Source organism: Desulfomicrobium norvegicum (assembly GCF_900114595.1).
GTDB lineage: Bacteria > Desulfobacterota > Desulfovibrionia > Desulfovibrionales > Desulfomicrobiaceae > Desulfomicrobium > Desulfomicrobium macestii.
Map to the genome: position 1 here is coordinate 1 of NZ_FOTO01000003.1, position 13,922 is coordinate 13,922.

Here is a 13,922-nt window from a genome sequence, read left to right on the forward strand (position 1 = left end):
CACGACCTCCAAGACCGGCCAGCTCGCCGAGTTCTTCAAACTTGAAGCTTTTGGTTCTGGTATTGATGCGTAGGATTTTCATGAAGACTCCTTGAAGGTTGAGCGCGGTTGCGCGTGTTGAACTTGCTTTTAGGTGCATGTTAGCAGACAGTCTTCATGGAAAGTCAAGAAAAAAGGGGGTTTATGTCATGGAAGGCATAACTTGTGCGGCGTCAAATCAACTGGTTCTGACCATTCCGGAAAATTCGGCCAAAATCTGGCACGGCCTGCTCAGGCGCGGGGTGGGTGTTTTTCTGGAACAGGCGGTCAGTGTGCGTGATTTCATGACCGAAATTCTCGGGATGGATTTGCACTATGCGACCAACAGCGTGCCGGGGCTCTTTCTCAACAACGCGCCCGTTGACGAATGGCGTGAGGAGCTTGTCGGCGACGGTGACGAATTGGGCATGAGCGGGACCATGCCGGGCCTGTGCGGCATCGCCCTACGCCGGTCGAGTCCCATCAGGGCGTTTCGCCCCGACCTGGTCAGTCGGCATGACGATGAGAAGAGCAAGGGCGGAGTGGCCGTGGTCAAGATGTTCAATTTCGTGGCGCTGGATTGCTTCAAGCCGGTCCTGAAGCGCGGGGTTGTCGTCTCCCCGCAGGCTGTGTTGCAATACGTGGACGATCAGCAGATCGATCTGCAAGAATGCGATTGCGAGTGGAACGGATCGTCCGCGAGTCCCTCCGAGGTGCGCGAGATTCTGGCCGGAGCGTGCGAGGACATAACCCTTGTGGTAAGGATGAACGCTGCATGATCCCGGACATGTTCCGGGGACGTGGTGGTTGCGGATGGCTGGCCGCGTTGCTGGCCATCGCGCTTTTGTGCGCAGGCCTGAGCGGATGCGGCTCGAAGTATGTTCCCGGAATCAGCATTCCCCCGGCCCCATCGAAGAAGACCGCTCCCGCGCCTGCCGGCAAGGGAGGAACATACAAGCCCTACACCGTGCTCGGGCAGACCTATTATCCGCTGGGTTCCGCCGAAGGATACTCCGAAACGGGGGTCGCCTCCTGGTATGGTTCGGATTTTCACGGCAAGAAGACGGCCAACGGCGAGCGTTACGACATGTATCAGATGACGGCCGCGCATCGCATCCTGCCCATGCACACGCGTCTGGTGGTCAGGAATCTGGACAACGGGCGCACGACCGAGGTGCGGGTTAACGACCGCGGCCCGTTCGTGGGCAATCGCATCATCGATCTGTCATATGCGGCGGCGAGCGTTCTGGGAGTTGTCGGCCCGGGCACGGCGCGGGTCAGTTTGCAGACCATTGCCGGACAGCGCATTCAGTATGTGGGACCTTTCTATGTGCAGTATGGGGCGTTCGTGGTCGAGGAAAATGCGCGCAGACTCAGATCGCGTCTTGTTTCCCGGGGCTTTGCGGGCACCAGGATCGCGAAAGGCGAGTTGCACGGCACTACGTTCTGGCGGGTGCAGGTCGGGGCTTTCTCCAGCCTTGGCGAAGCGGAGTCGATGCGGCTGCGTTTGACCAAAGAAAGCCCGGGGTGCTTTATTATTGCGGATTGAGCTCGGCTCGCAGCTTACGCGAAATGCGGAAGACCACAACCTTGCGCTCGGACAGGATTATGGATTCGCTGGTCTGGGGGTTGCGGCCCTTGCGCGCGTCTTTTTCGTAGGCTTCGAACTTGCCGAATCCGCTGATGAGAAGGGAGTGGTCTTTCTTGACCGCTTCCTTCATGATGTCGAGCATGGTTTCAACCTGCGCCTTGACCTCGGCACGATTGCGCTCCGACTTTTCGTAAATGTTGTCGACAATTTCTGCTTTCGTCAGCGTATTGTTGCTCATCAGTCCTCCTGGTCCGGGAAGCTCCCGGATGACGATATGTCTATCTTCCTGAAATAAATGCGATTTTTGGAAGAATGGTCGTAAGTTGCCGCTTGAAATGGCTATTCTTGAATGTGCAATATCCAACGTAGGTTTTTTTTTCAAGCCTAACAGCTTGTTTTTTTTTCTTTTTGGCAAATATGACAAAAATTTCCAGGCATCATTTTTCCCATCCTGAACCGTCGCAAAAGAGACTCAGGCTTCTTCCGGTTTTTTTGCCTTTTGCCGGCTGTCCCAGCCGTTGCGTTTTCTGCGATCAGCATGCCCAGACAGGGCTTGGGGGCCTTCGGCTTGAAGACGCCCTGGATGCGCTGAGCGAACGTCTGTCCCTGGAAAGCGGGCCATTTGGGCTGGGATTTTTCGGGGGCACGTTCACGGGCCTTGATCCTGCCTGGCAGGAACGGTTTCTGGAGCTTGCGGCGCGTTTCGCGGGGCCGGGTGGCCTGGTTCATTTGCGCGTCTCCACGCGCCCCGATCGCGTGGACCTTGAATCCCTCGGGCGTTTGCGCGAGCACGGCGTGTCCATGATCGAGCTTGGCGTGCAGACCTTCTCTTCGTCCGTGCTGGAGGCGAGCGGGCGCGGCTACGACGGGGCCGTGGCCGAAAGGGCCTGCGCCATGGTCCGGGAGGCCGGTCTTGAGCTTGGCATTCAGCTTCTGCCGGGGCTGCCCGGACATGATGCGCTCTTGTGGCGGGAGGATGTACGCAAGACCCTGGCCCTGGGCCCGGACGTGGTGCGCATCTATCCGTGCGTGGTGGTGCGGGGCACGGGCCTTGCGGACATGTACCTTCGCGGCGAATACGCGCCCTGGCCGCTTGAGGCTGCCGTGGAAGAGACCGGTCGTGCGTTGCTTGATTTCTGGAAGGCGGGAGTGCGGGTCATCCGTCTGGGCCTTGCCGGAGAACCGGGATTGCTCGAACGCCTCCTGGCAGGCCCCTGGCATCCGGCCTTCGGCAACATGGCGCGCTCTCTGGCCTTGAGGCTTTTCCTGGAGGAGAGGCTCGCCGGTCGGGCTGGGCGGGTGACAAAAATTTTTCTGCCCTTACGTTTCGGTGGCGAGCTTTGGGGGCATGGCCGGGTCAATGCCGAGGCGTTGGCCCGGCTTGGCATCGTAAGGGAAAACGTGAATTTCTGGTCCGAGCCGGACATTGCCCTGGAATTGGAGGAATAATGAAACAAGTGCGTATACATACCATAAGCCTGGGCTGTCCCAAGAACCAGGTGGACACGGAGTGGATGCTGGGCGGGTTCGGCTCGTCCTTCGTCAACGCCGCCGAACCCGAGGACGCGGACGTTGTGCTGATCAACACCTGCGGCTTCATCGAGCCTGCGGTCAGCGAATCCCTTCAGGTCATTCTCGACATGGCGCAGCATCTGACCGACCTTGATCCCCGGCCCAGCCTCGTGGTCACGGGTTGTCTGGTCTCCCGTTACGGCCAGGATCTGCGCGGCGAGTTGCCGGAAGTGGACCTTTTTTTGGAAATCGGACGTCAGGGGGAGCTTGGCCAGCGGTTGCAGGAGCTTGCCGCACTGCGGGAAAACGTGCGGCCGGGACTTGAGTCCGCTCTTGGCGGGTTTTCAGCGGCGCGTCTTTTGACCACGCCGTCCAGCTTTGCCTACCTGAAGATCGCGGAAGGGTGCGACAACCGTTGCCGCTTCTGCACCATCCCCTCCATCCGCGGCCCGCTGGTCAGCCGGGACGAGGCGCGGATTCTCGACGATGCGCGTCGCTGTCTGGACCAGGGCCGCAAGGAGCTGGTGCTCATTGCCCAGGATGTGACCGCCTATGGCCGGGATCGGGGGCAAAAGGCACTGCGTGGGCTGCTTGAAAAACTTGCGCCCTTGAACGGGCTTGAATGGATGCGGCTCATGTACCTGTACCCGGCCGGGCTTGACGGCGACCTGCTGCGTTTTCTGTCCGAGCTCGGCAAGCCCTTCATTCCCTACTTCGACATTCCGCTGCAGCACGCCCACCCGGATATCCTGGCCTCCATGGGGCGTCCTTTCCAGCGCGATCCCCGGGCCGTCGTGGAGCAGGTCCGTGAATTTTTCCCCGAGGCGGCGCTGCGCACGACCTTCATCGTCGGCTATCCCGGAGAGACCGAGGAGCGTTTTCAGGCTTTGGAGTCTTTTGTGCGCGATGCGAGGTTCATGCATCTGGGGGTTTTCCCCTACTACGCCGAGGACGGATCCGAGGCGGCGCTCCTGCCGGATCAGTTGCCCGAGGAGGTCAAGGAAGAGCGCCGGGACCGCATCATGCAGATGCAGGCCGAAATCAGCGAGGACCTGCTCGCCGGATTCGAAGGTCAGGAGCTTGACGTGCTGGTGGACCGGGCTCATGAGGAGTGGCCCGGGCTTTACGAAGGCCGGGTCTGGTTTCAGGCCCCGGAGGTGGACGGGATCACCTATGTCAGCGGCGATATTGTCGGGCCCGGCAAGATGGTCCGGGCCGTGATCGAGGAGGTCAAGACATACGATCTGGTGGCCCTGGCGTAAGCGCCGAAAGGGGCGTGAAATGCTTTTTACGCCAAAATGATTTTTGATCTCAATGTATTATATACATGAATTGGATATTTTTCCGGAGATTATTCTGGTTGTCAAGGTAGATTCACTCTGCTAGGACTGCCCAAATTTATTTTGTTAGGGGGTAAACATATGAACAACACTCAAACCACGCCAGAGTCCATGAATGATTTCGACATGGAGATGGATTTTGAGTCTCAACTCGAGAACTATCTCAACTCCGATTTCGGTGACATCGAAGAGGGAGTGATCGTTTCGGGCGAGGTCGTGAAGATTGATGACAGCTACATTCTCGTGGATGTCAATTTCAAGTCCGAAGGTCAGATTCCGCTCGATGAGTTCATGGAAAACGGCCAGGTGACCGTCAAAGTTGGCGACACAGTCGACGTATATGTTGTCCGTAAAAATGAGCGTGAAGGCTCCATTGTCCTGTCCAGGGAAAAAGCCAAGCGCATGCAGGTCCTGGACGAACTGGAAAAGCTGCTCGACTCCGGCGATGTCGTGGTCGGCCGCATCGTGCGCCGCATCAAGGGCGGCTATGTTGTCGAAATCAAGGGGATCGAGGCCTTCCTGCCTGGCTCCCACGTCGATCTTCGTCCGGTTCCGGACATGGATGCCCTGGTCAACCAGGATTTCGAATTTCGCGTGCTGAAGATCAATCGCCGCCGCAGCAACGTTATTGTTTCCCGTCGTGTGCTTCTTGAAGAAGATCGCGACCGCAAGCGCGGCGAATTGCTGACCACCCTCGAAGAGGGCCAGTCCGTCAGCGGCGTGGTCAAGAACATCACCGAATACGGTGTGTTCATCGACCTCGGCGGCCTCGACGGTCTGCTGCACATCACCGACATGTCCTGGAAGCGCATCAAGCATCCCAAGGAAATGGTCCAGCTGGGCGACGAGCTGACCCTGAAGGTTCTTTCCTTCGACAAGGACGAAAAGAAGGTTTCCCTGGGCCTGAAGCAGCTGGTCATGGACCCCTGGGCCAACATCTCCGAGAAGTACCCCGAGGGCCACAAGCTCACCGGCAAGGTCACCAACCTGGTCGACTATGGTGCGTTCGTGGAGCTGGAAGCCGGAGTCGAAGGTCTGGTGCACATCTCCGAGATGTCCTGGACCCGCAAGCTGCGTCATCCCTCCCAGATGGTCCGTCCCGGCGACGAAGTGGATGTCATCATCCTTGGCGTCGACGTGGACCGCAAGCGCATCTCCCTTGGCATGAAGCAGGTCGCTCCCAATCCTTGGGATCTGGTGGCCGAGAAGTACCCCGAGGGCACCATCCTTGAAGCCAGCGTCAAGAACATCACCGAATTCGGTCTGTTCATCGGCATCGAGGACGGCATCGACGGCCTGATCCACGTGTCCGACCTGTCCTGGACCAAGAAGATCCGTCACCCCAACGAGCTCTACAAGGTGGGCGACGTTGTCCGCGCCAAGGTTCTGACCGTGGACAAGGAGAACGAGAAGTTCACCCTGGGCATCAAGCAGCTGGCCGACGATCCGTGGCTGGACGTGCCCAACCGCTACCCCGTGGGCACCATGCTGACCGGCACCATCACCAACATCACGGACTTCGGTCTGTTTGTTGAGGTCGAGGAAGGCATCGAAGGTCTGGTTCACGTCAGCGAGATGAGCAAGAAGAAGATCAAGAGCCCCAAGGAAGCCTTCAACGAAGGTGACTCCATCGAGGCCAAGGTCATCCATGTCAGCGCCGATGAGCGCCGTCTGGGTCTCTCCCTCAAGGCGCAGGAGCCCGAGCGCAAGCGCAGCGGTGGCGCCGGTGAATTCCGCACCACTCAGAGCGGTTCCATGACCGGCAGCAACCTCGGCGACATGATCCGTCAGAAGATGGAAGAGAATGCCGAAAACGGCTCCGAGCCCGAAGCCGAGACCGAAGCCGGGACCGAAGAAGAATAGCCTGACGGCAGCTTCGTGCCCGATATCCAAGCATGACGCGAGGCTGCATCCGTAAAGGGTGCGGCCTCGCTTTTTTTTAAAGGACCATGAAGATGATTGAAAGCAGACTCGACAGCGCCGCCAAAAAGCGGCTGGCCACGTTGAACGCCGGAGAGCGCATCGACCCGGAGTTCGCCCTGAAAATTGCACGCGACGCCTCGGTGCACGAGCTGGGCGAGGCGGCCCTCAAGCAGCGCCGGGCGCGGCACGGGGACAAGGCCTACTACGTCTACAACCAGCATCTCAACTATACCAACGTGTGCCGCAACCAGTGCCGTTTCTGCGCATTTTTCAAGAAGGCCGGGGAGGAAGGGGGCTACACCTACTCGCTGGAAGAGGCCAGAAAGCGCCTCATGGACCGCATCCACGAGCCCATCCGCGAGATCCACATCACGGGCGGTCTGAATCCGGATCTGCCCTATCAGTACTACCTCGATCTTTTGGCCCTGTGCAAGGAAGTGCGCCCTCAGGCCGTGGTCAAGGCCTTCACCGCCGTGGAAGTGGCTCACTTCGCCGACACTTTGGGCACGGACGAGGCGACGGTGCTCCGCGAGATGATGGCTGTGGGGCTGGATGCCCTGCCCGGCGGCGGCGCCGAGGTCTTTTCCCCCGCCATGCGCGAGCGGCTGTGCCCGGAAAAAGTCACCGCCGATCGCTGGCTGCACATTCACGGCCTTGCTCACGACATGGGCATGAAGACCAATTCCACCATGCTTTTCGGGCACATCGAGTCCTGGGAGGACCGCATCCATCACATGGAACGCCTGCGCGCCGCAGAGGACGAGAAGCCCGGCTTCATCGTCTTCATTCCCCTGGCCTATCAGCCGCACAACAACGAACTCGGTGCCGCCGGCCCCACGGGCGAGGAATACCTGCGCACCATTTCTGTGGCACGCCTCTTTCTGGACAATATCCCGCACATCAAGGCCTACTGGGCGTTTTCCGGCATCAAGGCCGCGCAGATGGCGCTGTGGGCCGGAGCCGACGATTTCGACGGAACCATCGTGGAAGAGAAGATCGGCCATGCGGCGGGCGCCGATTCGCCCAAGGGGATGACCATCTCCGAGTTGGTCGAAACCATCTCCGCCACGGGATTCACTCCGGTTGAGCGGGATACATTCTTCAACGAACTGTAGATTTCCGTCTGCCCGTCGCCACAGGCCGGATCGGGCGTTTTTCCTTGACTTTTTTGGTCAAGATATGGTTGTGAAAAGTTCCACATACGAATTTCTGGGACACGTTACGAGGAGGGAGTCATGCTGGGTGAGCTTTTTGGGAACATGCTGCACAGTACGGTGCAGGGCTTCATCGGGGTCATCGGGATTTTCACGTATCTCGCGGCCATTGTCATTGCGGCGATTTACCGCATCAAGGAAGGCATGAAGGAAGGCCATCATTAGAAAGGCTTCCTTGCGGGATTTTTTAAGCGCGGCTCTGTCCGCGCTTTTTTTATGTCCGATCCTCATCCGGCCTTGCCAATAGACCTCTCTCTTCCCTATCGTGATAGTCAGAATCATCGGAGGTTATTCATGGACGCAAGGCACAGTCTCGGCGATCTCGACATTTATCTCTTCAAACAGGGGCGGCATACCCGCCTGTACGAACATTTCGGAGCGCACCCAGAGTCCCTGGGGCCGGAATCAGCAGGAACACGTTTCGTGGTTTGGGCCCCCAACGCCGCGTTTGTCTCGGTCATCGGGGATTTCAATGCCTGGGACCGCAACGCCGCGCCCATGACCATGCGCGCGGACAGTTCCGGAGTGTGGGAATGCTTCGTGCCCAAGGCGAAACACGGGCAGCGCTACAAATACTATCTTTCCTGGCCTGGCGGTGAAGGAGAGCGGGCCGATCCCTTTGCCCTTTTAAGCGAGGAGCCTCCAGCCACGGCCTCCATCATCTGGGACCTGGATTATGTCTGGGAGGATGGGGATTGGATGCAAACCCGCTCCGGACGCAACGCCCTTGACAGCCCATGGTCCATTTACGAGCTGCACCTGGGATCCTGGCGGCGCGACGAGCACGGGAACTTTCTCGGCTATCGCCAAATGGCTCATGATCTGGCGGCCTACGTCAAGGATGCCGGCTTCACCCACGTGGAGATCATGCCCGTGGCGGAGCATCCTTTTTACGGCTCCTGGGGTTACCAGAGCACGGGCTATTTTGCGCCCTCCAGCCGTTACGGCAGCCCGCAGGATTTCCGTTACCTGGTCGATGTCCTGCACCGCGAAGGGATTGGGGTCATCCTGGACTGGGTCCCCGGACATTTTCCAACGGATGTTCATGGGTTGGCCAACTTTGACGGGACGGCCCTGTTCGAACACGCCGACCCGCGTCAGGGTTTTCACCCCGAATGGAAGAGCGCAATCTTCAATTACGGTCGCTACGAGGTGGCTGGATTTCTCATCTGCAACGCCATGTACTGGATCCGCGAGTTTCACCTCGACGGGCTGCGCGTCGATGGTGTGGCATCCATGCTGTATCTTGATTATGCGCGTCAGCATGACGAATGGGTGCCCAACCGCTACGGTGGGCGCGAGAATCTCGCTGCCATTGAGCTTCTGCAGGAACTGAATAAGGCCATCTACGAGGAATTTCCCGATGTGCAGACCATAGCCGAAGAGTCCACCTCCTGGCCCATGGTTTCAAAGCCCGTCTACTTGGGGGGGCTGGGGTTCGGGCTCAAATGGAACATGGGGTGGATGAACGATTCCCTGACCTACATGGAGCTTGATCCGATTTTTCGCAAATTCCACCACAACCTGCTCACCTTTGCCCTGTGGTACGCCTACGCCGAAAACTTTGTCCTGCCTCTCTCCCACGACGAGGTGGTCTATGGAAAGAAGTCGCTGCTGTCGAAGATGCCCGGGGATTACTGGCAGAAGATGGCCGGGCTGCGGGCCCTTTTCGGTTACATGTACGGGTTGCCGGGCAAGAAGCTGCTCTTCATGGGCGCGGAATTCGGACAATGGCGCGAGTGGAATCACGATCTTTCCCTGGATTGGGATTTACTGAATTTTCCGGCTCATGATGGAATCCGCGCCTGGGTCCGGGACCTGAACCGGGTTTACCGGGAATGCGGGGCCCTGCACGAGCTTGATTTCAGCCCGGAGGGGTTTGCCTGGGAAAATTGTCATGATTCCGACCAGAGCGTGCTGAGCTTCTTCCGCAGGGACAAGGCGGGGCGGCCGGTCCTGGTGATCTGCAATTTTACCCCGGTGCCCCGCGAAAACTATGCAGTGGGCGTGGACACAGGCGGCACGTGGCGCGAGATCCTGAACTCCGACAGCCATGCCTACGGTGGCAGCGGGGCGGGCAACATGGGGCAGGTCCGGGCCGAGCCCATTCCCGTGCACGGGTTTGCCTACTCCGTGAACCTGATCCTTCCGCCCCTGAGTGTGCTCTTTTTTCAACCGGCGGAGGGTGGCGCATGACTCTTGCGCGAAGATGCGGGGTGCTGCTGCATGTCTCTTCCCTGCCAAATCGGCACGGGGTCGGTGATTTTGGCCCCCGCGCCCATGAATTCATCGATTTTCTGGCCGATGGCGGGCAGGAGGTGTGGCAGATGCTCCCTCTTGCGCCCATCAATGCCGGAGCAGGCAATTCCCCATACAGCAGCTACTCGGCCTTTGCCGGGAACACGCTTTTCATAAGCCCCGAGCTTTTGGTGCGCCAGGGCGTGCTCCGGTCACGGGACGTGGAGCCGCCGCCGGATTTTCCCCTGGACCGTGTGGACTACCGGGCGGCTGCCGCCTGGCGTGAAAAGATTCTGGAGCAGGCCTTTGATAATGCATTCCCCGGCTTGCGCGCGGACTCGGGCTTTGACGCCTTCTGCCGCAAGGCGGATTTCTGGCTAGACGACTACTGCCTGTTCGCGGCCCTGAAGCGTGAGCACAAAGGGGTGCCGTGGCTTAGCTGGCCGCGCGGTCTGCGTCTGCGGGAGCCTGCCGCTCTGGAGCAGGCCCGCGAGCGCCTTGGCTACGATATTTTGCGGGAACGCTATTTTCAGTATCTTTTCAGCCTGCATTGGAAAAATTTGCGCGATTATGCAGCCGAGCGAGGGGTATCCCTACTTGGGGACGTGCCCATTTACGTCAGCCTCGACAGCAGTGACGTCTGGGCGCACAGGGAGCTTTTTGAACTCGACCGCGAAGGCCTGCCCATCTATTGCGCCGGCGCGCCTCCGGATTATTTTTCCGAAACCGGGCAGATGTGGGGCAATCCCGTCTATGATTGGGCTTTTCAGGAAAAGGACGGTTTTTCATGGTGGGCCAGGCGGCTGCAACACGAGAGCGAGCGCTTCGACATGATCAGGCTCGATCATTTCCGGGGGTTTTGCGGGTTCTGGCAGGTGCCGGCCTGTGAGCCCACGGCGGAAAACGGACTCTGGATTCCAGGACCCGGAGCGCGGTTCTTCAATGCCATGAAGGAGCGGGTGCCGGGCTTGTGCATTCTGGCCGAGGACCTGGGCGTCATCACCGAGGACGTGGTAGCGCTCATGAGCGAGTTCGGATTTCCCGGCATGAAGATTCTGCAATTCGCATTTTCACCGGACATTGGAAAAAACGCTTACATTCCGCACAACATGCCCGTGCAAAGCGCGGTCTACACCGGCACTCATGACAACAACACCACTCGGGGCTGGTTTTCGGACGAGCTGGATGAGGAGGGGCGGAGGCGCTTCTGCGATTATGCTGGGCGACAGGTGTCCGCGGATAGCGCGGCCGACGTCATGATCCGCATGGCGCTCGGCAGCGTGGCGGCCCTTTGCATCATTCCCATGCAGGATTATTTGAACCTTGGCGCGGACGGTCGGATGAATATGCCGGGAGTCGCGGGTGGCAACTGGGGCTGGCGATTGCAGCCTGACATGGCCACGAGGGGGCTGTCGGAAAGAATGCTTTTTATGGCCCGGATTTATGGACGCACGGAAGGCTGATCCATGCGTACCGGGCTGGCCAAAGCATAAAAAAAACCCTGCGTGAGCAGGGCTTTTTTTGGAAAAACAGCTGAATTAAACGCAGCCGGTGGGCTTGGGCAGGCCAGCCATCTTGCAGGCGCCTTTGCCGGGGCCGGAGGGGAAAAGTTCGTAGATCTGCTTCAGCTTGTAGCCGGTGGACTTGGAAAGAATACGGACCATGGGGGCAATACCGTTTTTCTTGTAGTAGTCCTGCAGGAAGTCGAGGATCTGCTGGTGAGCTTCGGTGATTTCGGAAATGCCTTCGCTCTCCTTGACGTATTCAGCCCATTCCGGACCCCAGTCTTCAAACTTCAGCAGAAAACCGTCTTCGTCGATCTCGAAACTTTTACCCTTGAATTCGATCATTGCCATGCTCAATTCCTCCTTAGATGTTGTTCCTCAAAATTTTTCCTTCCGGAAAAAGAGTTTGCAAAGACTCCCCCTATGGGGAAGGACTATTTTTGTCAATGAGAGTCGGCATCCTTCCCCGTCAAGTCAACACTACCGGCCTCTCTAGCAGATAGGGGACTACACTTCAACAGGAAAGACGAAAGTCGACCCGGGGGAGAGGCTACTTGAAATCCCGGATAATTATCTGTTCCTTGCGCATTCTGCACCAGGTGGGGCGCTCGTCTGCCTCAGGGATGGGACGCTGGCTCGGGGGCCCGACATTGCAGACCCGCTGACCTTCCACATAGCTGAGCAAGGGACAATTCGCGCATTTGGTCACGACGAAAATCATGTTTTTTCCGTGGTTTATGAAGTTTACGCCCTAGACGTCGGCGGGCAGGGGGATTTCATGACAGTACTCGTCCCACTCCGCGCAGGCCAGGCCCACGGGCTGTTCGAAACTGGCCTGACAATGGGCGCACAGTATCTTGATAGTCGCATCATTGCCGAACGCTTCCTGCATGGCTTCTTTCGTGTGATGCGCCTCGGTGCGATGTCCGCACTCGGGGCAGGTGGCGGATACGGTGAATTCCTTGGTCACGGAGTTTCTCCTCTTGGATGGTGAATCTGTATCTGGGATGAATGACTCATAAGTACTCGCGGCGTGCGCGTCAAAGTCAAATCCGATAAGCCCCGGAAGGTCCTTGCCGGGAGCGGTTTGTCCGCCCCATGCGGACCTGACTAGAGGTACGGTGAGAAAAGCCAGAAAAAAGCGTCCCGCAGGCGCACGGGCAGGGAGCGTCCATTGAGTTCCTGGCGGGTCACCGGACGGCTCTTGGCCATGATGGTGTCGAAATGCCGCGTCAACTGTATGGCCAGGTGCTGGTCCAGGACTTCCAGGGTCAGTTCGAAATTGAGCCGCAGGCTGCGGCTGTCCAGATTGGCCGAGCCAAGGTGCACATAGCAGCCGTCCACGAGCATGAGCTTGGTGTGATTGAAGGGCGCGGGCTGGAAGGCGATGCTGATTCCGGCGCGCAGCAGCTCGTCGAGGATGTGTCTGCAAGCCCAGTGTACAAAGGGGATGTTGTTGCGGCCCGGCAGCAGGATCTCGACCGTGACCCCACGGTAGCGGGCCGACATCAGGGCGCTCAGGAACGTGCGCGGGGGAAGGAAGTAGGGGGTCATGATCCTGATGCTCGTCGTCGCGGCGGAGATGATTCCGGTCAGCAGCGTCTTCAGGTGGTCTTCACCGAGGTTGGGTCCGTCGACAACGGTGCGGCACAGGCAGTCACCCGTCGGTTCCGTGAAGAGAACGGGTGGGTGGATGCGTTCCTTGGTTGCGAAAAACCAGTCATCGACAAAGGAGTCCTGCAAAAGGTTTGCGACTGGGCCGTGCACGATGAAATGCAGATCCTTGACCGGCCAGGGCGGTTTTGCTTCAAGCACATGCTTCTGGGTTATGTTCATGCCGCCCGTGAAGCCAAGGCAGCCGTCGACGACCAGGATCTTGCGGTGATTGCGCAGATTGAAGTGCAGGTCGGGCGGGAAGAGGCGGGGCGGGATGAAGAGGGCGTTTGGCACGCCTTTCTTCGCGAGCATCCGGGAGGCCCGGGGCCATGAGTACTTCTCGCCCACCCCGTCGATGAGCACCCGCACGTCCACTCCACGTTGTACGGCCCGGGCCAGGGCGTCGATGAATTTGAGGCCGAGGTTGTCGGTGTCGAGAATGTAGGTGGTCAGATAGATGCTGTGCCTGGCGTCTTCCATGGCCCGCAGCATGACGGGATAGGCCTCGTCTCCGTTGAACAGGGGCTCGACGCAGTTGCCCCCGACCAGTTCCGTGCCGAGGATGTTGTGCCCGACGCGTTCCAGGCGCTGGAACGCGTGGTGCAAAACCGTGGGATTGATGGCCGCGCTCGGATACGAAGGGACGCTCGGCGGAACGTTGGCGGACAGGGCGTCGACTTCCTTCCGCATGCGCGACGCGCTGCGCCGGACCCGGTTCACGCCGAAGAGGATGTACAGAATGGGGCCGGCCAGAGGAAAAGTCAGACAGACGCCAACCCAGCCCAGGGCCGAGCGGGAATCGCTTTTGCGCAGCAGGGCGTGCCCGGCCGCGCCCAGGGCCAGGGCGGCCAGGAGCAGCAGGCCGAGCCAGTTCAGGACGTGCATGCCTCGCTCACCAGGTTCGGCAGGGTGGAGAAGCCGCGTG

General features: G+C 59.1%; 13 protein-coding genes. 9 read left to right on the top strand and 4 right to left on the bottom strand.

Features of this window, described 5'->3' with window-relative positions; translation table 11 throughout:
- Positions 1 to 188: 188 nt before the first annotated feature.
- Complete coding sequence (locus BMZ24_RS05820) at positions 189 to 797, top strand: hypothetical protein (protein WP_092190254.1); 609 nt, start codon at positions 189 to 191, stop codon at positions 795 to 797.
- Complete coding sequence (locus BMZ24_RS05825) at positions 794 to 1,567, top strand: septal ring lytic transglycosylase RlpA family protein (protein ID WP_092190256.1); 774 nt, start codon at positions 794 to 796, stop codon at positions 1,565 to 1,567. The genes BMZ24_RS05820 and BMZ24_RS05825 overlap by 4 nt, the downstream gene beginning before the upstream one ends.
- On the opposite strand, the gene BMZ24_RS05830 is transcribed toward BMZ24_RS05825, so the two are convergent.
- A complete protein-coding gene (locus tag BMZ24_RS05830; protein ID WP_092190258.1) occupies positions 1,554 to 1,847 on the bottom strand; it encodes an integration host factor subunit alpha in 294 nt (97 codons plus the stop codon). The genes BMZ24_RS05825 and BMZ24_RS05830 overlap by 14 nt on opposite strands.
- Before the next feature lie 179 nt (positions 1,848 to 2,026).
- Between BMZ24_RS05830 and BMZ24_RS05835 the strand changes: the two genes are divergently transcribed.
- The 7 genes from BMZ24_RS05835 (at position 2,027) to malQ (ending at position 11,299) form a co-directional block, all read left to right on the top strand.
- Positions 2,027 to 3,058: an elongator complex protein 3 gene (locus BMZ24_RS05835; RefSeq protein WP_092190260.1), complete on the top strand. Its 1,032-nt coding sequence runs from the start codon at positions 2,027 to 2,029 to the stop codon at positions 3,056 to 3,058.
- Positions 3,058 to 4,383, top strand: coding sequence for a 30S ribosomal protein S12 methylthiotransferase RimO (gene rimO, locus BMZ24_RS05840; protein ID WP_208599810.1), 1,326 nt, complete (start codon positions 3,058 to 3,060; stop codon positions 4,381 to 4,383). The genes BMZ24_RS05835 and rimO overlap by 1 nt, the downstream gene beginning before the upstream one ends.
- Before the next feature lie 159 nt (positions 4,384 to 4,542).
- Positions 4,543 to 6,324, top strand: a complete 1,782-nt coding sequence (locus BMZ24_RS05845; protein WP_092190263.1) for a 30S ribosomal protein S1 — start codon at positions 4,543 to 4,545, stop codon at positions 6,322 to 6,324.
- A 92-nt stretch (positions 6,325 to 6,416) separates the two neighbouring features.
- Positions 6,417 to 7,499 (top strand): aminofutalosine synthase MqnE, encoded by a 1,083-nt coding sequence (gene mqnE, locus BMZ24_RS05850; RefSeq protein WP_092190265.1) that lies wholly within the window; start codon positions 6,417 to 6,419, stop codon positions 7,497 to 7,499.
- Between the two features lie 120 nt (positions 7,500 to 7,619).
- Positions 7,620 to 7,763 carry a hypothetical protein gene (locus tag BMZ24_RS19875; RefSeq protein ID WP_167364135.1) on the top strand — a complete coding sequence of 48 codons (144 nt, stop codon included), beginning with the start codon at positions 7,620 to 7,622 and terminating at the stop codon, positions 7,761 to 7,763.
- Between the two features lie 129 nt (positions 7,764 to 7,892).
- Positions 7,893 to 9,794, top strand: coding sequence for a 1,4-alpha-glucan branching protein GlgB (gene glgB, locus BMZ24_RS05855; protein ID WP_092190267.1), 1,902 nt, complete (start codon positions 7,893 to 7,895; stop codon positions 9,792 to 9,794).
- Positions 9,791 to 11,299, top strand: a complete 1,509-nt coding sequence (gene malQ / locus BMZ24_RS05860; RefSeq protein WP_092190269.1) for a 4-alpha-glucanotransferase — start codon at positions 9,791 to 9,793, stop codon at positions 11,297 to 11,299. Before glgB ends, malQ begins: the two co-directional genes overlap by 4 nt.
- A 75-nt stretch (positions 11,300 to 11,374) precedes the next feature.
- On the opposite strand, the gene BMZ24_RS05865 is transcribed toward malQ, so the two are convergent.
- The 3 genes from BMZ24_RS05865 to BMZ24_RS05875 form a co-directional block, all read right to left on the bottom strand.
- On the bottom strand, positions 11,375 to 11,692 hold the full coding sequence (locus BMZ24_RS05865) for a TusE/DsrC/DsvC family sulfur relay protein (RefSeq protein ID WP_015775122.1): 318 nt from the start codon (positions 11,690 to 11,692) through the stop codon (positions 11,375 to 11,377).
- 400 nt (positions 11,693 to 12,092) lie between these two features.
- On the bottom strand, positions 12,093 to 12,311 hold the full coding sequence (locus tag BMZ24_RS05870) for a hypothetical protein (protein ID WP_092190271.1): 219 nt from the start codon (positions 12,309 to 12,311) through the stop codon (positions 12,093 to 12,095).
- Positions 12,312 to 12,451: 140 nt separating this feature from the next.
- Positions 12,452 to 13,882: a phospholipase D-like domain-containing protein gene (locus BMZ24_RS05875; RefSeq protein ID WP_092190273.1), complete on the bottom strand. Its 1,431-nt coding sequence runs from the start codon at positions 13,880 to 13,882 to the stop codon at positions 12,452 to 12,454.
- Positions 13,883 to 13,922 lie beyond the last annotated feature (40 nt).